General features: G+C 60.1%; 25 protein-coding genes and 1 pseudogene. 8 read left to right on the top strand and 18 right to left on the bottom strand.

From position 1 onward, the window contains the following. Nucleotide 1: 1 nt before the first annotated feature. Nucleotides 2-676: a DNA mismatch repair endonuclease MutH gene (mutH, locus tag C2U47_RS13230; protein WP_103261678.1), complete on the top strand. Its 675-nt coding sequence runs from the start codon at nucleotides 2-4 to the stop codon at nucleotides 674-676. Between the two features lie 83 nt (nucleotides 677-759). Continuing rightward, nucleotides 760-1089: an isoamylase early set domain-containing protein gene (locus C2U47_RS13225; protein WP_010673087.1), complete on the top strand. Its 330-nt coding sequence runs from the start codon at nucleotides 760-762 to the stop codon at nucleotides 1087-1089. 102 nt (nucleotides 1090-1191) lie between these two features. On the opposite strand, the gene rplS is transcribed toward C2U47_RS13225, so the two are convergent. From rplS to ffh, 5 genes are all read right to left on the bottom strand, one after another. Continuing rightward, nucleotides 1192-1539 carry a 50S ribosomal protein L19 gene (gene rplS / locus C2U47_RS13220; protein WP_005313505.1) on the bottom strand — a complete coding sequence of 116 codons (348 nt, stop codon included), beginning with the start codon at nucleotides 1537-1539 and terminating at the stop codon, nucleotides 1192-1194. Nucleotides 1540-1571: 32 nt separating this feature from the next. After that, complete coding sequence (gene trmD / locus C2U47_RS13215) at nucleotides 1572-2321, bottom strand: tRNA (guanosine(37)-N1)-methyltransferase TrmD (protein ID WP_010673086.1); 750 nt, start codon at nucleotides 2319-2321, stop codon at nucleotides 1572-1574. Nucleotides 2322-2355: 34 nt separating this feature from the next. Next, a complete protein-coding gene (rimM, locus tag C2U47_RS13210; protein WP_039039979.1) occupies nucleotides 2356-2877 on the bottom strand; it encodes a ribosome maturation factor RimM in 522 nt (173 codons plus the stop codon). A gap of 24 nt (nucleotides 2878-2901) precedes the next feature. Next, complete coding sequence (gene rpsP / locus C2U47_RS13205) at nucleotides 2902-3150, bottom strand: 30S ribosomal protein S16 (RefSeq protein WP_010673084.1); 249 nt, start codon at nucleotides 3148-3150, stop codon at nucleotides 2902-2904. 179 nt (nucleotides 3151-3329) lie between these two features. Continuing rightward, nucleotides 3330-4709: a signal recognition particle protein gene (gene ffh / locus C2U47_RS13200; protein ID WP_010673083.1), complete on the bottom strand. Its 1380-nt coding sequence runs from the start codon at nucleotides 4707-4709 to the stop codon at nucleotides 3330-3332. 285 nt (nucleotides 4710-4994) lie between these two features. On the opposite strand from ffh, the gene C2U47_RS13195 reads away from it, so the two are divergent. Together C2U47_RS13195 and C2U47_RS13190 are read left to right on the top strand one after the other, a co-directional pair. Next, nucleotides 4995-5786 (top strand): cytochrome C assembly family protein, encoded by a 792-nt coding sequence (locus tag C2U47_RS13195; protein WP_069784328.1) that lies wholly within the window; start codon nucleotides 4995-4997, stop codon nucleotides 5784-5786. Nucleotides 5787-5825: 39 nt separating this feature from the next. After that, complete coding sequence (locus C2U47_RS13190; protein WP_010673081.1) at nucleotides 5826-7106, top strand: HlyC/CorC family transporter; 1281 nt, start codon at nucleotides 5826-5828, stop codon at nucleotides 7104-7106. A 30-nt stretch (nucleotides 7107-7136) separates the two neighbouring features. On the opposite strand, the gene C2U47_RS13185 is transcribed toward C2U47_RS13190, so the two are convergent. Next, nucleotides 7137-7604, bottom strand: a complete 468-nt coding sequence (locus tag C2U47_RS13185) for an Rrf2 family transcriptional regulator (protein ID WP_069784305.1) — start codon at nucleotides 7602-7604, stop codon at nucleotides 7137-7139. Nucleotides 7605-7715: 111 nt separating this feature from the next. On the opposite strand from C2U47_RS13185, the gene hmpA reads away from it, so the two are divergent. Further along, entirely contained in the window at nucleotides 7716-8909 is a 1194-nt protein-coding gene (gene hmpA / locus C2U47_RS13180) for an NO-inducible flavohemoprotein (protein ID WP_069784306.1), read from the top strand. Between the two features lie 82 nt (nucleotides 8910-8991). Here the strand turns inward: hmpA and C2U47_RS13175 are convergent, their stop codons facing one another. The 6 genes from C2U47_RS13175 to C2U47_RS13145 all read right to left on the bottom strand — a co-directional run bounded on the left by C2U47_RS13175 (nucleotide 8992) and on the right by C2U47_RS13145 (nucleotide 13978). Further along, complete coding sequence (locus C2U47_RS13175) at nucleotides 8992-9582, bottom strand: tetratricopeptide repeat protein (RefSeq protein ID WP_029313773.1); 591 nt, start codon at nucleotides 9580-9582, stop codon at nucleotides 8992-8994. Between the two features lie 396 nt (nucleotides 9583-9978). Beyond that, nucleotides 9979-10914, bottom strand: a complete 936-nt coding sequence (gene mdh, locus C2U47_RS13165; protein WP_010673076.1) for a malate dehydrogenase — start codon at nucleotides 10912-10914, stop codon at nucleotides 9979-9981. A 242-nt stretch (nucleotides 10915-11156) separates the two neighbouring features. Continuing rightward, nucleotides 11157-11819 carry an arginine ABC transporter permease ArtM gene (artM, locus tag C2U47_RS13160; protein WP_010673075.1) on the bottom strand — a complete coding sequence of 221 codons (663 nt, stop codon included), beginning with the start codon at nucleotides 11817-11819 and terminating at the stop codon, nucleotides 11157-11159. 2 nt (nucleotides 11820-11821) lie between these two features. Beyond that, the gene (gene artQ, locus C2U47_RS13155; protein ID WP_042014905.1) at nucleotides 11822-12472 is read right to left on the bottom strand and encodes an arginine ABC transporter permease ArtQ; all 651 of its coding nucleotides are present in this window, start codon (nucleotides 12470-12472) and stop codon (nucleotides 11822-11824) included. A 3-nt stretch (nucleotides 12473-12475) separates the two neighbouring features. Continuing rightward, complete coding sequence (locus C2U47_RS13150) at nucleotides 12476-13213, bottom strand: arginine ABC transporter substrate-binding protein (protein WP_010673073.1); 738 nt, start codon at nucleotides 13211-13213, stop codon at nucleotides 12476-12478. A 24-nt stretch (nucleotides 13214-13237) separates the two neighbouring features. After that, nucleotides 13238-13978: an ATP-binding cassette domain-containing protein gene (locus C2U47_RS13145; RefSeq protein WP_041214472.1), complete on the bottom strand. Its 741-nt coding sequence runs from the start codon at nucleotides 13976-13978 to the stop codon at nucleotides 13238-13240. A gap of 200 nt (nucleotides 13979-14178) precedes the next feature. On the opposite strand from C2U47_RS13145, the gene argR reads away from it, so the two are divergent. After that, complete coding sequence (gene argR / locus C2U47_RS13140; RefSeq protein ID WP_005308670.1) at nucleotides 14179-14649, top strand: transcriptional regulator ArgR; 471 nt, start codon at nucleotides 14179-14181, stop codon at nucleotides 14647-14649. Nucleotides 14650-14728: 79 nt separating this feature from the next. Here the strand turns inward: argR and C2U47_RS13135 are convergent, their stop codons facing one another. The 5 genes from C2U47_RS13135 to glnK all read right to left on the bottom strand — a co-directional run bounded on the left by C2U47_RS13135 (nucleotide 14729) and on the right by glnK (nucleotide 20038). Then, nucleotides 14729-15634: a Dyp-type peroxidase gene (locus C2U47_RS13135; protein WP_042864452.1), complete on the bottom strand. Its 906-nt coding sequence runs from the start codon at nucleotides 15632-15634 to the stop codon at nucleotides 14729-14731. 89 nt (nucleotides 15635-15723) lie between these two features. Then, a complete protein-coding gene (locus tag C2U47_RS13130) occupies nucleotides 15724-16758 on the bottom strand; it encodes an ABC transporter ATP-binding protein (protein WP_069784308.1) in 1035 nt (344 codons plus the stop codon). A gap of 40 nt (nucleotides 16759-16798) precedes the next feature. Further along, nucleotides 16799-18424, bottom strand: a complete 1626-nt coding sequence (locus tag C2U47_RS13125) for an ABC transporter permease (RefSeq protein WP_069784309.1) — start codon at nucleotides 18422-18424, stop codon at nucleotides 16799-16801. A 39-nt stretch (nucleotides 18425-18463) separates the two neighbouring features. Then, complete coding sequence (locus C2U47_RS13120; RefSeq protein ID WP_042864454.1) at nucleotides 18464-19471, bottom strand: Fe(3+) ABC transporter substrate-binding protein; 1008 nt, start codon at nucleotides 19469-19471, stop codon at nucleotides 18464-18466. A gap of 228 nt (nucleotides 19472-19699) precedes the next feature. After that, complete coding sequence (gene glnK, locus C2U47_RS13115; protein ID WP_005332325.1) at nucleotides 19700-20038, bottom strand: P-II family nitrogen regulator; 339 nt, start codon at nucleotides 20036-20038, stop codon at nucleotides 19700-19702. 201 nt (nucleotides 20039-20239) lie between these two features. Between glnK and arfB the strand changes: the two genes are divergently transcribed. Both arfB and C2U47_RS13105 read left to right on the top strand, forming a co-directional pair. Continuing rightward, entirely contained in the window at nucleotides 20240-20656 is a 417-nt protein-coding gene (arfB, locus tag C2U47_RS13110; protein WP_010673067.1) for an alternative ribosome rescue aminoacyl-tRNA hydrolase ArfB, read from the top strand. A gap of 26 nt (nucleotides 20657-20682) precedes the next feature. Further along, nucleotides 20683-21174 (top strand): annotated as a pseudogene (locus C2U47_RS13105) (methylated-DNA--[protein]-cysteine S-methyltransferase); the annotation flags it as partial. A gap of 611 nt (nucleotides 21175-21785) precedes the next feature. Here the strand turns inward: C2U47_RS13105 and C2U47_RS13100 are convergent. Beyond that, nucleotides 21786-22982 carry a NupC/NupG family nucleoside CNT transporter gene (locus C2U47_RS13100; protein ID WP_041214468.1) on the bottom strand — a complete coding sequence of 399 codons (1197 nt, stop codon included), beginning with the start codon at nucleotides 22980-22982 and terminating at the stop codon, nucleotides 21786-21788. Nucleotides 22983-23099: the final 117 nt, after the last annotated feature.

Genomic DNA, 23099 nt, shown 5'->3' with positions numbered 1-23099 from the left:
CATGCCCGCCAATCCCCAGTCAGAACAAGAGCTGCTCAGTCGAGCCTACGCCATGGCTGGCTTCACTCTGGCCCAGCTTGCCGCAACGGCGGGCATCCCCGTACCGCGGGATCTCAGGCGTGACAAGGGCTGGACAGGGCAGTTGATCGAGTGGCAGCTGGGGGCCAGTGCAGGTAGCCGACCGGAGCAGGATTTCCCCGAACTCGGCATAGAGCTCAAGACGATCCCCGTCGATCCTCAAGGGCGCCCGCTGGAAACCACCTTTGTCTGCGTGGCCCCCCTCATCGGGGTCAGCGGCCAGCGCTGGGAGGAGTCGAACGTGCGCAACAAGCTGTCGCGGGTGCTCTGGATCCCAGTGGAAGGCAGCCGCGACATCCCTGTCGGCGACCGTCGCGTCGGCATGCCGCTGCTGTGGAGCCCGAATGAAGAGGAAGAAGGACTGCTGCGACAGGACTGGGAAGAGCTGATGGACATGATAGTGCTGGGGGAAGTGGAGCAGATCAGCGCCCGCCACGGCCAGGTATTGCAGCTGCGCCCCAAGGCGGCCAACAGCAAAGCGCTGACCCGCGCCATCGGCCGCAATGGCCAACCCATCATGACGCTACCACGGGGCTTCTACCTCAAGATCGAGTTCACCCATCAACTCCTGCAGCGCCATTTTGCCCTCCCCCTTTGATCCTGTTTATCAACATCCTTGTCATAAAGTGATATAAAAACAACCAGCGCTACTTTCTTCGCAGCCAGTGACAAGGAGTCCATATGCCGATCAACAAGCAATTCCTCAAATCCCGTCCCGAGGTCAAGGTGACCTTTGCCGTCGAAAAGGAGGCCGCCGGTGATGCCGAGCAGGTCTTGCTGCTGGGTGAATTCAGCCAGTGGCAGCCCATTGAACTGAAGAGGATGAAAAACGGGGAGTTCAAGGCGACACTCAACCTGCCGACCGATGGCCCCAGCCATTTCGAGTATTGCTATCAGCTAGTGCAACCCGATGGTGAAACCCTTTATGACAACGACTGGGAGGCGGACGACTATGTGCCTGGCCCCTTCGGGCGTGACAACTCGGTGGTGCGGGTCAGCCAGCCCGGTTGAGCCAATACCCCGCACACGGATACAAAAAAGGCTCGCCATTGGCGAGCCTTTTCACTACCTGTCGAGCTTTTCGCCGACATACCGACACCAATTCGAATCGAATTAGTTGAGCTTCTCTTTGATACGAGCAGCTTTGCCGGACAGGTTGCGCAGGTAGTACAGTTTGGCGCGGCGAACATCACCACGACGCTTCAGTTCTACACTGTGGATCAGCGGAGAGTGAGTCTGGAATACACGCTCAACACCTTCGCCGTTGGAGATCTTGCGAACGGTGAAAGCAGAGTGCAGACCGCGGTTACGCTTGGCAATCACGATGCCTTCGAAAGCCTGCAGACGCTCTTTACCACCTTCTTTAACACGAACTTGAACACGTACGGTGTCGCCCTGGGCAAAAGCCGGGATGTCGGTACGCAGTTGCTCTTGTTCAAGCTGCTGAATAATCTTGCTCATTGTCTTTCCTTACCTAGGATAAACTGAAAACTCTACTTAACGCTGTCACGCACTTCGCGGACATACTCGGCAAGAAGTGATTCTTGCTCGTCAGTCAGAGCTAGGTTGTTAATAAGTTCCGGCCTTCTCTGCCAGGTTCGTCCGAGCGATTGCTTGAGTCGCCAGCGCCGAATCACTTCGTGATTGCCGCTTGTCAGCGCCTCGGGCACCGTCAGCCCATCCAACACCTCCGGCCGAGTATAGTGGGGATGATCCAGCAGCCCATCCGTGAAGGAGTCCTGCTCGGCACTGGCCTGATCGCCCAAGACCCCCGGGACCAGACGCGAAACCGCATCGATCAGGGTCATGGCAGGCAACTCACCACCACTTAACACGTAATCCCCGATAGACCACTCTTCGTCGACTTCGGTTTGTATCACGCGCTCATCGATACCTTCGTATCGACCGGCGACCAGAATCAGTTTCTGATTCGTCGCCAACTCGGTCACGCCCGCTTGAGTCAGCTTGCGTCCCTGAGGAGAGAGATAGATGACTTTCGCCCCGTCTCCCGCCGCTTGCTTGGCTGCATGAATGGCATCACGCAGCGGCTGAACCATCATCAACATGCCGGGCCCACCACCATAAGGACGATCATCGACCGTACGGTGTTTGTCGTGGGTGAAGTCCCGAGGGTTCCAGCACTCAATCTGCAGCAGGCCACTCTTGACGGCCCGACCCGTTACCCCGTGCTCGGTAATGGCTCGGAACATTTCCGGGAAGAGGCTAATGACCCCAATCCACATAAGAAACCTCCGGCACCCGTGTTAGCGCGGGAAACTAGAAACCAGGATCCCAATCAACTTCGATTGTTCGAGCAGTCAGATCAATATTCTTGATCACCTGCTCTTCCAGGAACGGTATCAACCGCTCCTTTGCACCAAAGGCATCTTTTACATTGGCCTCAACCACCAACACATCGTTGGAGCCGGTTTCCATCAATTCGGTCACCTTGCCCAGGTCGTATCCCTTGGTGGTTACCACGGTGCAACCAATGAGGTCACGCCAGTAGAACTCCCCTTCGGGCAACGCAGGCAACAGATCGGCGGGGACGCCAATCTCGACGTTGGTCAATGCCAGGGCATCCTCACGCACATCGATACCATCGAGTTTGCAGATCAGACCCTTGTTGTGACGCTTCCAGGATGACACCCGGATTTCACGCCACGCCCCGTTCTGATTGATCAGCCAGGGGTTGTAATCGAAAATCGCTTCGGCAACATCGGTGAAGGAGTTCACTTTAAGCCAGCCCTTGATTCCGTAAACGGTCCCCAGGGTGCCCAGAACTACAGGTTTTTCCACCTTAACTCCCTACCGTTTGGCTGATTAAGCAGCTTTGGCAGCGTCTTTGATCAGCTTGGCAACGCGGTCAGAAACAGCGGCACCAGTAGCAACCCAATGCTCGATACGAGCCAGGTCCAGGTTCAGCTTTTCAGCGTTACCAGCAGCAACCGGGTTGAAGAAACCGACGCGCTCGATGAAACGACCGTCACGGGCGTTACGGCTGTCAGCAACTACTACCTGGTAGAACGGACGCTTTTTCGCGCCACCACGTTGTAAACGAATGGTTACCATATCGTCCTCATAAACATCTAATGAACAAGGCCTGCAAATACGCAGACCCTAGCTTAAAATAAGCCGCGTAATTCTACTTGGATTCGTAATAATTGCAACCAAGCCAGCTATTTTTTGCGCAGGGATTGGCATGAAAAAGGCTCACCAGGGTGAGCCTTTCTGCCTGACCAGCAGGAAAATCAGAACGGACCGCGACCGCCACCACCGAATCCGGGGGGCAGCATGTTCTTCATCTGGCCCATCATCTTGCGCATGCCGCCCTTGCCGGACATCTTCTTCATCATGCGCTGCATCTCGGTGAACTGCTTGAGCAGCTTGTTCACATCCTGGACCTGCATGCCGGAGCCCGCAGCGATGCGGCGCTTGCGGGAGCCCTTGATGAGATCGGGATGGGCACGCTCTTTCGGCGTCATGGAGCTGATAATGGCCTCCATCCGCACGGTGAGCTTGTCATCCATCTGATCCTTGATGTTGTCCGGCAGGCCGGACATGCCAGGCAGCTTGTCGAGCATTCCCATCATGCCACCCATGTTGCGCATCTGGGCCAACTGCTCACGGAAGTCTTCCAGGTCAAAGCCCTTGCCGCTCTTGACCTTGCTGGCCAGCTTGGCCGCCTTCTCTTTATCGACGTTGCGCTCCACCTCTTCGATGAGAGAGAGCACATCTCCCATGCCGAGGATGCGGGAGGCGAGACGATCCGGGTGGAACGGCTCCAGCGCGTCGGTCTTCTCACCCATACCGATGAACTTGACCGGCTTGCCGGTGATATGGCGAACCGACAGTGCGGCACCACCGCGGGCATCACCGTCTGCCTTGGTAAGGATCACACCGGTGAGCGGCAGCGCCTCGTTGAAGGCCTTGGCGGTATTGGCGGCATCCTGGCCTGTCATGGCATCCACCACGAACAGGGTTTCGACCGGCTTGATGGTGGCGTGCAGATCCTGGATCTCCGCCATCATTTCGCCATCGACGTGCAGACGACCGGCAGTATCGACGATCACCACGTCATAGAACTTCTTGCGCGCCTGATCGATGGCGGCAGTGGCAATGGCGATCGGTTTCTGGCTGGCATCACTCGGGAAGAAGTCGACACCGATGTCGCCCGCAAGGGTCTCAAGCTGCTTGATCGCCGCCGGACGGTAGACGTCCGCACTGACCACCAGCACCTTTTTCTTGCTGCGCTCCTTGAGCAGTTTGGCCAGTTTGCCGACCGTAGTGGTCTTACCGGCCCCCTGAAGACCTGCCATCAGGATGATGGCCGGCGGCTGTGCAGCCAGGTTGAGCTGTTCGTTGGCCTCCCCCATCACGGTGACCAGTTCGCCATGGACGATCTTGATGAAGGCCTGGCCCGGGCTCAGGGATTTGGCCACTTCCTGGCCCACGGCTCGTTCCTTGACGCGCGCCACGAAATCGCGCACCACCGGCAGGGCGACGTCCGCCTCGAGCAACGCCATGCGGACTTCGCGCAGGGTATCCTTGATATTCTCTTCAGTCAGACGGCCGCGGCCGCTGACGTTGCGCAGGGTGCGCGAGAGTCGTTCAGTCAAATTCTCAAACATGACGCTTTCCGGTTCTTGGCGTGACACTGGGGGCATTATACCCCGGTCAGCACTCTAGGGACGATTACTCGCCGCTTGCCGCGGCGGCCTGCCATCGAACGGGCAGGTCAACAAATGAAGGGCAGTATACCCCAGTCAACGCCGGAGGACGATTATTCGCCGCACGGTGACCATCAACGCCTACTTATATGTGGGCAGTTAGCCTCTGGCACAACTGGCGAGCATATCTTGTGCAAGGTATACTGCCCCTCTTATCCATAAAGCTTGTTTGACAACGACCTGGTTATGATCGTGATCTCTGTTCTGGCCCTGGCGTTTTACCTGCTGGCCATCATCGCTTCACTGCACCTGCTGCTCAGCGCCAAGCCCGTCGGGCAAGTATCGCTGTTCGTCTGTGTCGGCCTGGCCCTGACCGCCCATGGCATGGCGGTGGGCAGCGAAGTGCTGACCACCCATTCCGGCCAGAATCTCAGCATGTTGAACGTGGCGTCCCTGGTCAGCCTTATCATCAGTTGCTTCATGACCTGCGTCACCCGACGCTTCAACGGCTGGATCCTGCTGCCCGTCGTCTACAGTTTTTCAGCCCTGCTGCTGGCAGCCAGCGCGCTCATTCCCGGGCGCTACATCACCCATCTGGAAGCGCACCCCCAGTTACTGCTGCACATAGGCCTCGCGCTGATGGCCTATTCGGTACTGATGATCGCCTGCTTGTTTGCCCTCCAGCTTGCCTGCCTGGACAGGCAACTGAAATCCAGAAAGATCAGCCACCTGCCAGCCATGCCACCCCTGATGACGGTGGAGAAACGCCTGTTTCAGCTCATTTCCGCAGGTCTGCTGCTGCTGACCCTCTCCATCGCATCCGGCCTGTTCTTCCTGGAAGACATGTTTGCCCAGGGCAAGTCCCACAAGGCCATCCTCTCTATCCTGGCCTGGTGCGTCTACGCTCTGCTGCTCTGGGGTCACCATACCCGTGGCTGGCGCGGCCGCAAGGTCATCATGCTGAGCCTCATCGGCAGCTTCATCCTGACACTGGCCTATTTTGGCAGCCGCTTCGTCAAGGAAGTGCTGCTTAGCTGACGCACGAACATTCCCCAACCATCCTTACAGGAGCCCTTCTTGGACAGTATCTCAACGAGTACATTGCTGATTGTTCTCGTTATCTTGATCCTTTTGTCAGCCTTCTTCTCCAGTTCCGAAACCGGTCTGATGTCGCTCAACCGCTACAAGCTGCGGCATCTGGCCCAGACCAAGCACAAAGCTGCCCGCCGGGTCGAGAAGCTGCTGGCTAGGCCGGACCGCCTGCTTGGCCTCATTCTCATCGGCAACAATCTGGTCAACATCCTGGCCTCCGCCATCGCGACCATCGTCTGCATCCGGCTGTTCGGGGATCTCGGCGTCGCCATTGCCACCTTCGGGCTGACCCTGGTGGTACTGGTATTCGGGGAAGTCACCCCCAAGACACTGGCGGCCATGTTCCCCGAGCGGATAGCCTACCCTGCCTCCTGGATCCTCAAGGGGCTGATGGTGCCGTTCGCTCCCCTTGTCTGGCTCATCAACAGCATCACGAACCTGCTGCTGAAACTCTTGCGTCTAGAGCACAACAAGGATGACTCCCTCAATTCCGAAGAGCTGCGCACCATCGTCAACGAGGCGGGCAATCTCATTCCCAAGCACCACCAGGAGATGCTGATAAGCATCCTGGATCTTGACAAGATGACGGTGGAGAACATCATGGTCCCGCGCAGCGAGATCTCCGCCATCGACATCAATGACGACTGGAAGATCATACTGCGCCAGCTGGCCCACTGCGCCCACACCAAGATCCTGCTCTATCGCGACAACATCGATGACGTCGTCGGCTTCCTGCACTCACGGGATGCCCTGAGACTGGTCGCCCGGGATCAGTTCAGCAAGTCCAGCCTGCTGCGGGAAGTCGATCCCATCTATTTCATCCCCCAGGGGACCCCCCTCAACGTGCAGTTGGCCAAGTTCCAGCGCAACAAGGAGCGAATTGGCCTTATCGTCGACGAATATGGCGATATTCAGGGGCTGATCACCCTGGACGACATCCTGGAAGAGATTGTCGGTGACTTCACCACCTCCATGACACCGACCCCGAGTGACGAGATCCATCCCCAGCCGGACGGATCCTTCCTGGTTGAAGGCTCCGCCAGCATCCGCGAGCTGAACAAGGAGATGGACTGGCACCTGCCCATGGACGGCCCACGGACCCTCAATGGCGCCATCCTGGAGTACCTTGAGGAGATCCCCCAACCCAACATCAGTGTCAGGCTGGCGGGCTACCCTATCGAGATTCTCGAAGTGGAGAACAACATGGTGAAGATGGCGAGGATCATGCCGCACCTGTACCGGGACGACTCAGGGTACGAGGATTGAAAAAAGGCTGCCAATGGCAGCCTTTTTGTTTCACTCGCTCTCGTCATCCGGCTCCAGCACCAGAGTGGGGATGAGCTCACCGAACACCTGCTGCAACTCGTCACGGTTTGCCAGCAAATCCTGCAGCGTATAGTCATCCATCACCGCGAGGAAGGCGTTCATCGCCTCCTTCAAGGCACTTTTGAGCAGACAGACGGAGACGATATGGCAGACCGGGGAGCTGCAGTCGATCCCGTCCAGATTGCCTTCTAATGCCCGGATCACTTGCCCGATATTGATCTCGTCGGGGGAGCGCGCCATGCGGATGCCACCATTCTTGCCGCGTTGTGACTGCAGATAGCCCAGTTTTACCAACTGGTTCACCACCTTCACCATGTGGTTGCGGGATACATCGTACAAGGCGGATACCTTGGCCACGCTCGACAGTTCCCCCTCCGGCAGGGTAGCCAAATAGAGCAGGGCCCTCAATCCAAAATCGGTATAGCTCGTTAGTCTCATAGTGCCTGTAGCGCCTAGCGCGAAGAATTGATGATTGATCCAGATCAATTAAACATTTAGGATGCAACTTAATAAGTAACATTCCAGATGTTCAATTAGAAAGGACCTCCTATGTTAGACCAAGCCACCATCGCCGTCATCAAGAGCACCATTCCTTTGCTCGAATCGGCGGGCCCTGACCTCACACGGCACTTTTATCAGCGCATGTTCAGCCACAATCCTGAGTTGAAGGATCTCTTCAACCTGGCTCACCAGCGTAGCGGGGGACAGCCCTTGGCACTGTTCAGTGCGGTGGCGGCCTATGCCAGGAACATTGACAATCTGGGGGCCCTGGCCGGAGCCGTTGAACGCATCGCCCACAAACACACGGGTTTCCTGATCCAGCCGGAACAATATCACATTGTGGGTAGTCATCTCTTGGCCACGCTCAAAGAAATGGGTGGCAACGCTGTCACGGAGGAGGTCCTTACCGCCTGGGGCAAGGCGTACGGTGTGCTGGCCGACATCTTTATCGGCCGGGAGAGCGAGCTCTATCGGGAAAAGGCAAGCCAGGACGGTGGTTGGCAGGGAACCCGCCCTTTCATCATCAAGGAGAAGCGTCAGGAGAGTGAACTCATCACCTCTTTCGTCCTGGCCCCCCTCGATGGCAACCCCGTGTTGCGTTTCAAACCGGGGCAATATCTCAGTATCAAGCTGGTTCATCCCGCCCTCGAGCATCAGGAGATCCGCCAGTACTCCCTCTCGGACGCCCCCAATGGCCGCGACTACCGCATCAGCGTCAAGCGCGAACCCAGGGGGCAGGCCTCCAACCTGTTGCATGATCATCTTCACATCGGTGACACGGTCGACATCATGCCGCCGGCCGGCGACTTCTTCCTGCAAGAGGAGACAGACACGCCCGTGGTGCTGATCTCCGCCGGGGTCGGCCTCACCCCCATGCTGAGCATGCTCAACCACTTGCTGGCCGATGGCCCGGATATGGATATTCGCTGGCTTCACGCCTGCGAACACGGCGCCCACCACGCGTTCAGGGACGAGATCCGGGCAAAGAGCAGGCAACACGGGAAACTGGAGAGCCGGATCTGGTATCGGGAGCCGGGGGAGCAGGATGTCAAAGGAGAGGATTACGACTTCAGCGGCACTCTGGCACTGGAGCAGGTCACCGACCTCATTCCGGCCGACGCCCATTACTATTTCTGCGGCCCTGTCCCGTTCATGAAAGCAGTCAAAGCTCAGCTGGAGAATGTGGGCGTGCCTGCCGAGCGGATGCACTACGAGGTCTTCGGCCCCCATCAGGGCCTCTGATCCCTCCCCTGACCGGGAGAATGCACAAGGCCCACAAGCACAGCTTCGTGGGCCTTGTAATATCAAAGCGGGCTACCAGAACTCAGTGCATCGCCTTGGCACGGGCGATGGCATTGGCGGGCATCCGGTTGCCGAGCCGGCTGAGCAGGCTCGCCGCCTTCTGGTGCATGGCCTTGTCGCCGATGACGGCGCCGTGCAGCCAGTGATACGCCTCCTCGTAATCCAGGGGACTCCCCATGCCCTGCAGCAACATCTCCACCCACTCCATCTGTGCCCGCAAGAAGCCGAGGCTCGCGGCTTCCCGCATCAGGGTCTCGGCCCTCACCAGATCCTTCTGAACCAGGATCCCCTTCCAGTAATAGCGGCCAAGCTGTTCCAGCGCCGGCGCCAGCCCCTGGTTGGCGGCCTCCCACATGTACTGCACTCCGATCTGGGCGTCCGGCTTGGTGCAAACCCCCCAGGCCAGCATGTCCCCCCAGAGGAACTGATAGGCAGGGATCTTCATCACCGAGGCCCGCGCCTCGATATCCTGGGTGAGCTGGCACCTGTCCTGCTTCACCCGGGCCAGATGGCGCCCCTGCTCTATCCAGTTGAGCAGTTCGTCCTGGCGATAGAGCGGCACGGCCTGCAACTCTCCCGCAGCAGCGGATGCCTGCGTCGTCGCCCTGGGCAGCGGCGCAGCTGCCGGTGCGGACGGTACAGGTGCGGATGCGGATGGCGCCTGGGCTGGCGCTGCTGACACAGGGAGGGATGACGTGGCGACAGAAGAGGCTGGCGTCAGGGCTGGCTGGGCCGATGATGAGGCCGGTGACAAGGGGGCAGACGCCGCGGATGGCGGCGCGGCTGCAACCGCCACCGCCTGGGTGGGCACGGCGGCCGAGGTGGGCTCCGCACCCTGCAAGGGTAAGCTGCACACACCGATAATGGCGATGAGGGTTCTTGGTTTCATCATAGGGATCTCCTGCTGCCTTCTGTTATCGGCAGCCAGAGCCATCTCCTTAGCCCGCCACACCCAACCCCGAAAATGACAAAGGGGAGCCTGGGCTCCCCTTGTGGTCGACGTAGAGACTTACTTGACGAAGTCGACGCCCAGCTGGATGTCAGCCTTCAGGGTGGCCAGCATGCTGTCCATCGCTTCCTGCTCGAAGGCGCTCAGCTTGCCGTAGTCCAGCACGGTTTCGACACCGTTCTTGCCGAGCAGCACCGGCTGCGCGAAGAAGGTGGCGTGCTCACCGTTGCCTTCCACATAGGCACACTCGATGACGTTGGCTTCCCCTTGCAGACCCTTGATGAGCGACAGACCGAAACGGCAGGCTGCCTGACCCATGGAGAGAGTGGCGGAACCGCCACCGGCCTTGGCTTCCACCACTTCGGTACCGGCATTCTGGATGCGCTTGGTCATGGCAGCCACTTCCTCAGCGGTGAAGCTGGCGCCTTCAACCTGGGAGAGCAGCGGCAGAATGGTCACGCCACTGTGGCCGCCGATGACGTTGACACGTACCTTGTCAACGTTCAGGCCCTTGGCTTCGGCCACGAAGGTCTCGCCACGGATCACATCCAGGGTGGTCACGCCGAACAGGCGACGCTTGTCATAGACACCGGCTTTCTTCAGCACTTCGGCGGCGATGGCGACCGTGGTGTTGACCGGGTTGGTGATGATGCCGATCAGTGCTTTCGGGCAGGAAGCAGCACACTTTTCCACCAGATTCTTGACGATACCGGCATTGATGTTGAACAGGTCGGAACGGTCCATGCCGGGCTTGCGCGCCACGCCGGCAGAGATCAGCACGACATCGGCGCCGACCAGAGCCGGGCTCGGATCTTCACCGCAGAAACCTTTTACTTTCACGTCAGTCGGGATATGGCTCAGGTCCGCCGCCACGCCCGGAGTGACCGGGGCAATGTCATACAGGCTCAGTTCGGAACCGGCAGGCAGGCGGTTTTTCAACAGCAGAGCGAGGGCTTGGCCGATGCCACCGGCGGCACCCAGAACGGCAACTTTCATGATCAACTCCATGTCTAAGCGTAGGTTTAAGGTTGTTTCTAGTTGGGTTAATGCTGATTCTTATTGTGCGCCTCACCTTAAAGGATCCCCTCCTAAAAAACAATCTGATAACAGTTGTAATCACGGGTTCTGTGAGCCAGGGAACAAGCGGCGATGAAATCGGAGAGGAATATGCGATAAATGAGAGGAAAGACACAGATTTCCTGTGTCCTCCTCACCATTAAGAGGTAAATGTGACTGCTTCAGGACTGGAAAGCCAGTGCCCGACGCTCACACCAGCGGAAACCAATTGTTAACAATCCATTCATGGTCAGATAGAGCGCTCCGGCCACGGTGAACACAGCCAGGGTGTCATAGGTCTGGGCATTGAGACGCTGGGCCAGCCCCATGATGTCCATGATGGTAATGGTACTGGCGAGCGAACTCCCCTTGAGCACCAGGATCACCTCGTTGGAATAGGCGGGGACCAGCCGACGGGCGGCATGGCGGGTCTTCATCCACAGGGTCTGTCCAGCCGAGAAGCCGAGCGCACGGCAGGCCTCCACTTCACCGGCGGGGATGGCGTCGAGCGCCCCCTTGAACAACCGGGTGGAGTAGGCTGCGGTATTGAAACCGAGCGCCAGCACGGCGCAGAACCAGGGTTGCTTGAGCAGCGGCCAGAGCGGCCCCGCCTTGAGCCATTCAAACTGGCCAGGCCCGTAGTAAATGAGAAAGATCTGGATGAGCAGCGGCGTACCGGTAAAGACCAGTACCCAGAGCTGCACCAGCTGGGTCGCCACCGGAATGCGGCGCTCCAGCACCCAGGTCATGCCGGCCGCCATCAGCACGCCCAGCAGCAAGCTGAATGCGGTGAGCTGCAAGGTGATCGCCAGCCCTCCCAGCAGGGTCATCAGGTAATCCTGCATGATCAGCCTCCGTAACGGCGGGTATAGCGGGACGCCTGCTTCAAGCCGAATTCACTCACCAGACTGATGGCCAGGTAGATGAGGGCGGCAGCGGCGTACCAGGTGAAGGGTTGATAGGTGCTGGCCGACGCCATCTGTGCCTGACGCATCATCTCGTTCACCCCGATGAGGGAGACCAGGGCGGTGTCTTTCAGCAGCACCAGCCACTGGTTGCCGAGCCCGGGCAGGGCGTGACGCCAGGCCTGGGGCAGCACGATGCGAAAGAAGGTGTGCCCCTTGCCCAGGCCGAGCGCCTGCGCCGCCAGCCGCTGCCCAGGGGGCACCGCATTGAGGGCGGCACGCAGGGTCTGGGTGGCGTAGCTCGCAAACAGCAGGGAGAGCGCCAGCACACCGCAGGCGAACGGGCTGAACTCCACATACTCCCCGGTGATGAGGAACAGCACCTGGGTCGAGCCGAAGTAGATGAAGAGCACCACCAGCAACTCGGGCAGACCACGGATCAAGGTGGTCAGGGTGGCCACGGGCCACACCAACGCACGCTGCTTGCTCAACTCAGCCGCACTGAATGCCAGTGCCAGCACCATGCCACCGACCAGGGATGCCAGGGCCAGCCCGAGGGTCATCCAGGCTGCATCCAACAACAGGCTCAACATGGCTTACTGCGCGAAGTACTTGTCATAGATCTTCTGATAGGTGCCGTTGGCCTTGATCTCGGCTAGCCCCTTGTTCAGCTGGGTCAGCAGTTCCTGGTTGCCCTTGGCCACCGCGATGCCAAAACCGGTACCGAAGTACTTGGCGTCGGTCACCGGGGTACCGACCACGGCGTATTCCTTGTGCTGCTTGAGCCAGTCTGCGGCCACCGCCGTATCGGCAAACACGCCGTCAGTGCGGCCATTCATCATGTCCAGGAAGGCGCTCTGGTAGCTGGCGTAGGGCACGGTCAGCAGACCCTTGCTCACCCAGTTGTCCACCAGATAGGACTGGTGAGAGGTGCCGTTCTGCACGCCGACTGTCTTGTCCACCAGATCGTCCGGCCCCTTGAAGGTCTCTTTCTTGGCGACGAATACCGCGGAGTTCTCGTAATAGATGTCGGAGAAGTCGACCTGGGCGGCCCGCTCCGGCGTCACGTCCATGGCGGCGATGACGGCATCATAGCGACGGAACTTGAGGCTGGGGATCAGGCTGTCGAAGGCCTGGTTGTGGAAGCTGCACTCCAGCTTGGCCTGCTCGCAGACCGCGCGGGCCAGATCGATGTCAAAGCCCTGGAACTCGTTCTTGTCATCCAGGTATTCGAACGGCGCATAGGTTGCCTCGGTGGCGAACTTGATCTCTTTGGCCAGCACAGAAGTGCTCAGCAGACCCATGGCGGCGATCAGCAACAGACTCTTTTTCATGACAGCTTCCTTATCGACTCAATATCAATGCATCAAGAATTCGGCAAACCGGCTGGTTTGCGGGGACTGGAAGATGGCGGCGGTGCCGGATTCGATGATCCGCCCCTTCTCCAGATAGATCACCTGACTGGCCACCTTGCGGGCGAACTCCACCTCGTGGGTCACCACCACCTGAGTGATGCCGGTCTGGCTCAGGGTGCGGATGATCTCCGCCACCTCTTTGGTAATTTCGGGATCCAGGGCAGCCGTCGGTTCGTCAAACAGCAGCACCTGGGGATCCATCATCAGGGTCCGGGCAATGGCGACCCGCTGCTGCTGGCCACCGGAAAGCCGTGCGGGCCAGGCGTCCCGTTTGTCGGCCAGTTGCAGCTGGGCCAGCAGATAGGCCCCTTTCTCGATGGCCGCCTCGCGGCTCATGCCGAGCACCTTGACGGGCGCTTCAATCAGATTCTCCATCACGGTGAGGTGCGGCCACAGATTGTACTGCTGGAACACCATGCCCACCTTGCGGCGCAGCGCCTGTGCCTGACGGTTGAATTCGGCAGTAGAGAGGCTGGACGGGAAAGAAAATTCACTGTCTGCGATGCGCAACACACCGGCATCCGGCGTGTCCAGCAAGTTCATCATGCGCAGCAGAGAGCTCTTGCCTGCCCCGCTCGGGCCCAGCAATACCAAGGTCTCGCCGGGAGCAGTCCGAAAGCTCACCTGCTGCAGTACCGGCACCTTGTGCCAGGATTTTTCGATGCCGATTAATTCGATACCCATACAGCCCAATTGAATAAGTTTTCAAAATTTCGTCCTGATTCTAGCGCCAGCATAAGTTGATGCAAGCTATATTTGAATCAATATGCAGAACAAGCGCCGCTTCCTTGCCAAAACAGGCATATGAATGCAAAATAGCAGCGCTGTTCGTATCTGCCGCCTGAGCGTGACAGGCGGTCACTCCCCTCATTCGTGAGTCCAAGATGAAACATAACGACAAGCAAGAAAAACTGGCCAAGGCCTTTAAAGCCTTGCTGAAAGAGGAGCGTTTCGGCTCCCAGGCAGAGATAGTGACTGCCCTGCAAGAGATGGGCTTCGAGAACATCAACCAATCCAAGGTCTCGCGCATGCTGAGCCGCTTCGGCGCCGTTCGCACCCGCAATGCCAAGATGGAGATGGTCTACTGTCTGCCGGTGGAACTGGGCGTGCCCACCACCTCCAGCCCCCTCAAGAACCTGGTGCTGGATGTCGACCACAACGGCGCTCTGGTGGTGATCCACACCAGCCCCGGCGCAGCCCAGCTGATCGCCCGCCTGCTTGACTCCCTCGGCAAGGCCGAAGGGATCCTCGGCACCATCGCCGGTGATGACACCATCTTCATCACCCCGACCAGCGATACCGACATCGAGGAGCTCTACCTCTCCGCCCTCGAGCTGTTCGAGCAGACGCCCTGATCCGGTCGCCTTGGGCGATCCGCACAAAAATCCCGGCCTTGGCCGGGATTTTTTGTTTTGAGCGGTCGGCAGGCCGGGTTTATTTGCCCTCGGCCACCAGAAAATCGACGGAAGGGGCGAAGAAGGCCGCCCCGGTCACCGCCCGAGTGAAGCGCAGCAGGTGGTCGAAGTGGCTGCCTTCCCCTTTGTACATGCTGGCCAGCATGGCGTTGAAGTGCAGCGGCGTGCGGCAGCAGGAGATGAAGTAGAGCCCCTGCTCGCTCATGGTGCCCCAGGGCATGCTCTGGCGCAGGATCTCCATGGACTCCCCCTTCGGGGTCTTGAGGTTGACCCGCTTGATGTGGGAAGTGAGCGGCTTGTCGGCGGACTCGTATTCGATGTTGTCGACCTTGGTGCGGCCTATGATGTCTTCCTGCTCCTTCAGGGCCAGCTTCTCCCAGTCGCTCATGGCGTGGACCCAGCGCTGCACATGGATGTAGGAACCACCGGCGAACTCGCCGCCGTCCAGCAACGCCACCTCGGCGCGGTGCTCATCCTGCGGGTTCTCGGTGCCGTCGACGAAACCGGTCAGATCCCGGCAATCCTGGTTGCGAAAACCGCGGACTTCCTCGGCCAATTCAACAAGCCCGGCCAGCAGGGCCATGACGCGATGACCGGCATGATGCAGCACGTCCACCCGATCAGCACGCAACTGCACGAACAGATCGAACGGGGTATTGGGGGCCTCCTGACCGTTGGCGGATTGCGCCATAAAGCCTCGGAACTGGGGCGGCCGGGCGGCAGGATAGAGATCATCCCAGGCGTCGGCCCCGACGGCGACCAGACCGCTGAAGGCCGCATCGGGGAAGTCGGCGCTCACCGCCTCCCAGAGTGCTGGCAGGCTGGCTAGGCGGGAGGTCAGAGCAGCGGCGTCACCGGTGCGATTGAACATCAGATAGAGGGCGTGCAGATTCGGTTCTGCGCAGATCCCGGCTTGGGCTTTCATGTCTCTCTCCAAGTGCGTTGGCTATGGGCGTGGCGCGATTATAAACCAGCGCGCTTCCAGTTCATTGATTTCACGACAATACCACGCACTCAGGGCAAGGGGTCAAACAACACCAGGGCATGAGGCGCCACGGCCACCCGCGCGCGCTCCCCTTCCAGGGGCTCACCGATACTGGCTTCCAGTTGCTGGCCGCCACACTCGACCAGTACCCGGCAGTGATGGCCCAGGAACTGTTGCTCACGCACCCGGAGCTCACCGTCATCCGCCGCCGTCAGCGCCAACTGCTGGGGTCTGAGCATGAGCTGCAACCGCTCCCCCACCGCGCGGCCATGGGGCTCCTGACCGCAGATGGTCCCAAGGAGGGTCTGCACGCAGTGGCTGTCCACCACCTCGGCCGCCAGATAATTGACCCCGCCGAGAAACTCCGCCACGAAGCGGTTCCCGGGGCGGCGATAGAGCTGCTCCGGCTCCCCCACCTGCTCGATGCGACCGGCGCGAAACAGGGCCAGCCGGTCGGCGAAGGCGAAGGCCTCTTCCTTGCTGTGGCTGACGAAGATGGCACCAATGCCCTGCTGTTTGAGCAGGGCGCGGATCTCGAGGATCAGTTTCATCCGCACCTGGGTGTCGATGTTGGAGAAGGGCTCGTCCAGCAGCATCAGGCGCGGCTTGCACACCAGGGCGCGGGCGATGGCCACCCGCTGCTGCTGGCCGCCGGAGAGCTGATGGGGATAGCGCTCCCCCAGCCCCTGCAGGTTGACCAGCGCCAGCGCCTCGTCCACCTGCTGCTGGCGGTGGCCGCGATCCTGCCCGGTCAGGCCGAAGCCGACGTTCTCGGCCACCGTCAGGTGAGGAAAGAGAGCGTAATCCTGGAAGATCATGCCGATATGGCGGGCCTCCGGCGGCACACTCACGCCGGGGGCATCGAGCAGGGTCTCTCCCAGCCGGATCTCCCCCTGGGCCAGGGGCAGCAGACCGGCCACTGCCTTGAGCAGCGTGGTCTTGCCACAGCCGCTGGCCCCCAGCAGACAGACAATCTCGTTGTCGGCCACCTGCAGGGAGAGCTGCTCCAGCACGGGGCGGCCATTGTAGTGACAGCTGACCTTCTCGATATTCAGGCAGGACAAGGTTCTTTTCCTCTCGCGTAGTGATGCCGGACGGGGCCGCTCAATGGCTTGGACCATCCAGGGTACGATTGATCCACAGCAGGGGAACCAGCCCCACCAGCACGATGACGATGGCACCGAGCGCCCCCCGCTCCAGCATCTCGTCCGAGACGAACTGATAGACGTAGGTCGCCAGGGTTTCGAAGTTGAACGGCCGCAGCAGCAGGGCGGCGGGCAGCTCCTTCATGGATTCGATGAACACCAGCATGGCGCCGGCAAAGAGGCCGCGCCGTACCAGCGGCAGGTGAATGCGACGCAGCATGCCGCCCGCCCCCTGCCCCAGAGAGCGGGCAGCCATGTCGAGGCTGGGGGAGATCTTGCTCATGCTGCTCTCCACCGACCCGATGGCGATGGCCACGAAGCGCACCAGATAGCCGAACACGATGGCGGTGAGGGTGCCGGTCAGGAGCAGACCGGGGCCCGGCATCCCGAGCCACTCGGCCAGATCATTGATGCCAAAATCCAGGGCCGTGAGCGGCACCAGCACGCCGATGGCCAGCACGGTCCCCGGCATGGCATAGCCCATGGCGGCGAGGCGCAGGGGCAGCAGGCTGCGAGTCCCCCCATCGAGGCGACGGAAGAAGCCGAGCAGCAGGGCAATGGCCATGGCCAGCAGGGCGGTCAGGGCCGAGATGGCGAGGCTGTTGCCCGCAAAGCGCACGAATTCGGGCGTCCACGACAGCGCGAAGTAACGCACCCCGTAATCGAGCAGGATGACGAACGGCAGGGCGAACCCCGCCAGCACCAGGCCCCAGCACCAGAGCCCGGCCAGCACGCCCCTCAGGCCCCCGAGGGGGTAACGCAGGGGCTGCTCGAAGCCCATGGACTTCTGGAACACCTGCTGGCGCTGGCGGGAGCGGCGCTCCAGCGCGATGAGCAGCACCACCGCCAGCAGCATCAGACAGGAGAGCTTGGCGGCGGTCGCCAGGCTGCCGTAGCCGAGCCAGGTGTCGTAGATGGCGGTGGTCAGGGTGTTGATGGCAAAGAAGTGGACGGTGGCAAAGTCCGCCAGAGTTTCCATCGCGACCAGAGATGCCCCCACCATGATGGCCGGGCGGGCCAGGGGGAGGCTCAGGCGGCGAAAGCTCTGCCAGGGGGTGCAGCCGAGCAGACGGCTGGAGTGAATGAGGCTGACCGACTGCTCTAGGAAGGAGGCCCGTGCCAGCAGATAGACATAGGGGAAGAGCACCAGCGCCAGCACCCAGGCGGCGCCCCCGAGGGAGCGAATGGCCGGGAACCAGTAGTCGGCCGGTCCCTGCCAGCCAAACAGGGCACGCAGCCCCGCCTGCAGCGGGCCCGAGTAGTCGAGCAGGTCGGTATAGACGTAGGCAACGATATAGGAGGGCATCGCCATGGGCAGCATCAGCGCCCATTGCAGGGCGCGGCGCCCCGGCACCTCGCACATGGCCACCAGCCAGGCGGTGGGCACCCCGAACAGCAGGCTGAGGCAGACCACCCCCAGCACCAGACCGGACGTGTTTCGCAGATAGTCGGTCAGTACGGTATCGGCGAGGTGGGCAAACAGTTCCCCATCAGCCGAGAAGGCGGAGAAGACCAGGGCGAGTACCGGCAAACCCAGCAGCAGAGCGGTGGCCCAGCTGCTGGCAATCCATCCAAAATGTTTCATGAGTCCACAGAAGTTGATGGGGCCGTTGGCCCCATCTGATTACAAGTCGAATTTCACTTCATCCAGCAGTTGCAAGGCGTCCTTGCGGTGCTTGGCATAATCGCTGACCGGCATGGGGTCAGACTTGAACGTGCCCCAGGACTTGACCATGGCAGAAGGCTCGACCCCCGCCTTGACCGGGTACTCGGCATTCACATCCGCATACATGTGCTGGGCGGTATCCCCGGAGAGGAACTCCATCAGCTTCTGGGCGGCTTCCTTGTTCTTGGCATACTTGGTCATGGCCACGCCGCTCACGTTGACGTGGGCACCGCGATCACCCTGGTTCGGGAAGTTGATTTCCACCGCGTCGGCCCAGGACTTCTGCGCCGGATCCTTCAACATGGCACCCAGGTAGTAGCTGTTGCCCAGGGAGACATCACAGATGCCGTCCTTGATCGCCTTGACCTGATCACGGTCGTTGCCCTGGGGCTTGCGCGCCAGGTTGGCCTTGACCCCTTCCAGCCAGGTCTTGGTATCCGCCATGCCGTGATGGGCAATCATGGACGAAACCAGCGCCACATTGTACTCGTGCTTGCCGCTACGGGTACAAATTTTTCCTTTGAATTCAGGCTTGACCAGATCTTCGTAGCGGATGGTGTCGAGCTTGCCAAGACGCTCCTTGCTGGAGTAGATGGCACGCACCCGGGTGGTCAGGGCGAACCAGCGGTTGTCCGGATCGCGATAGATGGAGGGGATGTTCTCCTGCAGCGTCTTGCTGTCCACAGGCTGCACCAGGTCCTTGTCCACCAGCTCGGTCAGACGGCTGATGTCCACGGTCAGCATCAGATCGGCCGGAGAGAGCTTGCCTTCCCGTTCCAGACGCTCGTTCAGCCCCTCTTTGGCAAACACCACATTGACCTTGATCCCGGTCTCCTTCTCGAACTGCTGGATGATGGGCTTGATCAGCTCATCCTGACGGTTCGAATAGACGTTTACCTCCTGGGCGGCGAACGCCGACTGGGCGACAAGCGTGGAGAAAGCCAGTGCCAACATCTTCATTTTCATCATCCGTTCCTTGTCTGCGTAAAGAGTGATAACCATTTTCGTTTGCATTCTGCATGAATCGGGAGGAGAGGATCAAGGCGGTTTGCTGGGTTGGAACGATCTATTTAATCAGCGGCCAAACAAAAAGACCGGATGGAATCCCATCCGGTCTTTCGACGACCACCCATTCACACTGTCGGCAGAACCTGCCCGGACCTTTGCCCGACCCGGCCGGGCAAAGGAGCGTACTCAGAGCGCCTCGTCGTCGCTCTCACCAGTACGAATACGCACCGCTTGCAGCAGGTCATAGACGAAAATCTTGCCGTCACCGATCTTGCCGGTATAGGCCGCCTTGCAAATGGCCTCGATCACCCCTTCGACGTTCTCGTCTGCGGTGGCAATCTCCAGCTTCACCTTCGGCAGAAAGTCGACCTGGTACTCGGCCCCCCGGTATAATTCGGTGTGCCCCTTCTGGCGACCAAAACCCTTCACTTCGGAGACGGTCAGGCCTTCCACCCCCAGGTTGGCGATGGCCTCGCGCACGTCGTCCAACTTGAAAGGTTTGATAATCGCAGTAATCAGCTTCATCTGGTTGCTCCCAATCCATGGTATGTCACGAATGGGTCATCAATTCTTGTGCCAAGTATTTTTATCGTTTATTTTCATATAGATAGATATGACACTCTGAGCCAGAAAGGCTCAGGATCACCAAGGAAGCGCATCTCGCCCCATAATGAGGCACCAAGCTGCACCAGACTCCCTTGATGCACCAAATGAGAGCATCACCCCATGTTAGTCATCTCCAACAGCGTGATCATCCCCTGGCATGAACTGCAATTCCAGACCATGCGGGCCCAGGGCAATGGCGGGCAGCACGTCAACAAGACCGACTCCGCCGTCTGGCTGCGCTTCGATTATCGCGACTCCCCCAGCCTGCCGCCGCTCTACAAGGAGGGACTGGAGCGGCTCAGCGACAGCCGGGTTCACGACGGCTTCATCCAGATCAGGGTCGAGACCCATCGCAGCCAGGACATGAATCGCAAGGAGGCCATGAGCCGCCTGACCGAGCTGCTGAAAAAAGCCGCCTGGCGCCCCAAGGCCCGCCACGCCACCAAGCCGACCCGCAGCTCCCAACGCAAGCGGGTCGATGCCAAGAAACGCAAGGGCGAGATCAAATCCACCCGCGGCAAGCCCGTGCTGGAGTGACCTGCCACAAGCCCGAGGACAAGAGAATGCAGTACAGCTTTTGTGAGTGCGCCAAGGGGCCCCTGCTCATCGCCATCGATGGGGCCGGGCTGCGCCACGTGGAATTCATGCAAGGGGAGCGCCCCATCCTGCCGCAACCGGAGTGGCAGCGGGATGATGCCGCCCTGGCCCCCTTCGTCGAGCAGTTTTCCGCCTACTTTGCCGGCCGCCTGCGGCGCTTCGATCTCCCCCTGGCCGCCACGGGCACACCATTCCAGCAGGCCGTGTGGCAGGCACTGTGCGACATTCCCTACGGCGAGACCGTCAGCTACCTCCACATTGCAGAGGCCATCGGCAACCCCAGGGCGGTGCGGGCGGTGGGCGCCGCCAACGGCCGCAATCCCCTCAGCATCATAGTGCCCTGCCACAGGGTCATAGGGCGCAGCGGTGAACTGACCGGCTACGGGGGAGGCATCCCCATCAAGCGCTGGTTGCTGGCACTGGAGCAGGAGACCGCAGACCACTTCGCGCTGACCCCCATGAAAGGGTGCGCCTCCTGTCAAATGCGGGTTGCGGGTACAGGCACCACAGACCGCAGGCCACTCGCGCGGATCCTCTGACGAGCGGCATCTCCATCACATACGAGTTGCTGGTCCCAACAACAGACCGCAGGCGGCGTTGCACTGCCCATGACGGACAGCATCCCCATCACATGCTGTTTGTTTGCCATCTGGCAGTATGGTTGCGTGATGCGTTGAGCCGGCGCCGGGATAATCTGCCGCCGGATCCGCCCCATGGCAGGAGCATGCCCACCGCCCCGATTCATCTTTCCTTTGAGCCGCATAACAAAATAAATCACTGATTATTTATTTTATTTTAGCATCAATCATTTAAAAATCACATTTCGGCAGCATTTTGAAAATGAACACAGTATGAAGAATCGCCTCAGAAGCGCTTCAGAGAGCATCAGGCATCATGGCTTCACACTTGGATGGGACGGCTCATCCCTCATTCAGGTGGCACCCATGTGACGCTTCCAATCTGTCTTTTCCCCGCGCCTCCCCAGAGGCGCTTTTTTTTGCCTGCAAGCGGGTGCAAAAAAGCCCGCCGAAGCGGGCAATGACCGGAAGGTGCTGACTTCCAGGGTCTATCAGAGGGCGAGGAACAAGCCTGCCAGGGAGGCGCTCATCAGGTTTGCCAGCACCCCCGCCAGGATGGCGCGCATGCCGTAGCGGGCGATGAAGGACTTGCGCTCCGGCACCATGGCCCCCAGGCCGCCGATGAGGATCGCCATGGAAGAGATATTGGCGAAACCGCACAGGGCGAAGGTGACGATGGCCTTGCTCGACTCGTTCAGGGTCTGATCCTGCACCAGGGCGATGAAGGCGACGAACTCGTTGATGACGATCTTGGTGCCGATCAGGGCACCAGCCGCCTGGGCCTGATCCCAGGGAACGCCGATGAGCCAGGAGACGGGGGCAAACAGCCAGCCCAGGATGATCTGGAAGCTCAGCTCCAGCCCCACCAGGTCGCCGGCCCAGCCCAGCAGGCCGTTGAGCAGGGCGATCACGCCGACGAAGGCCAGCAGGGTCGCCCCCACGGCGACGGCGATGTTGAGACCCGCCATGGCGCCATCGGCGGCCGCTTCAATGACGTTGGTGGCGCGGGGGATCTCCACGTCTTCGTGGTGATCTTCCTCTTGCGCGGCGGGCGGCACCAGGATCTTGGCCATGGCAAGCCCGGCAGGGGCGGACATGAAGGCCGCCGCAATCAGGTATTTCAGCTCGACCCCGATGCTGGCGTAGCCCACCAGGGTGCCGCCAGCTACCGAGGCCAACCCGCAGCTCATCACCGCAAAGAACTGGGAATCGGACATCCTGGAGAGATAGGGTTTGACCACCAGCGGCGCTTCCACCATGCCGACGAAGATGTTGGCGGTGGCAGAGAGGCTCTCGGCGCGGCCGGTGCCCAGCAATTTCTGCAGGCCGCCGCCGAGCAGGGCGATCACTTTGGGCATCAGGCCGATGTGATAGAGGATGGCGATCAGCGCGGAGAAGAAGATGATCACCGGCAGCACGTTGAAGGCGAAGATGAAGCCCAGCTTGAACTTGGCCAGATCCCCGAACAGGAAGGCAATCCCCTCCTGGCCGTAGCCGATGACGCTGCTGACGCTCTCGCTGACACCGTTCAATACCTGCTGACCGGCGGGCAGCCAGAGCACCAGGGCGGCGAAGAGCACTTGCAGGCAGAGGGCAAAGCCCACTGTTCGCAACGGGATACGACGACGATTATCAGAGCAGAGTGCGGCCAGGGCCAGGATGCTCAGGATACCAAGCAGGGCAATCATGGGGATTCCATCCAGTGAGGCTGAAGATGGGCGCGGATTCTGCTCCCCTCCCCTCACCGCCGCAACCCCGCCGGGTTACAACCCTGTTAGCAAAAACGTTTGCACGATATCGGTTGC

This window comes from Aeromonas sp. ASNIH7, assembly GCF_002903485.1.
Taxonomy (GTDB): domain Bacteria; phylum Pseudomonadota; class Gammaproteobacteria; order Enterobacterales; family Aeromonadaceae; genus Aeromonas; species Aeromonas caviae.
This window is presented reverse-complemented; position numbering and strand designations above follow the sequence as displayed.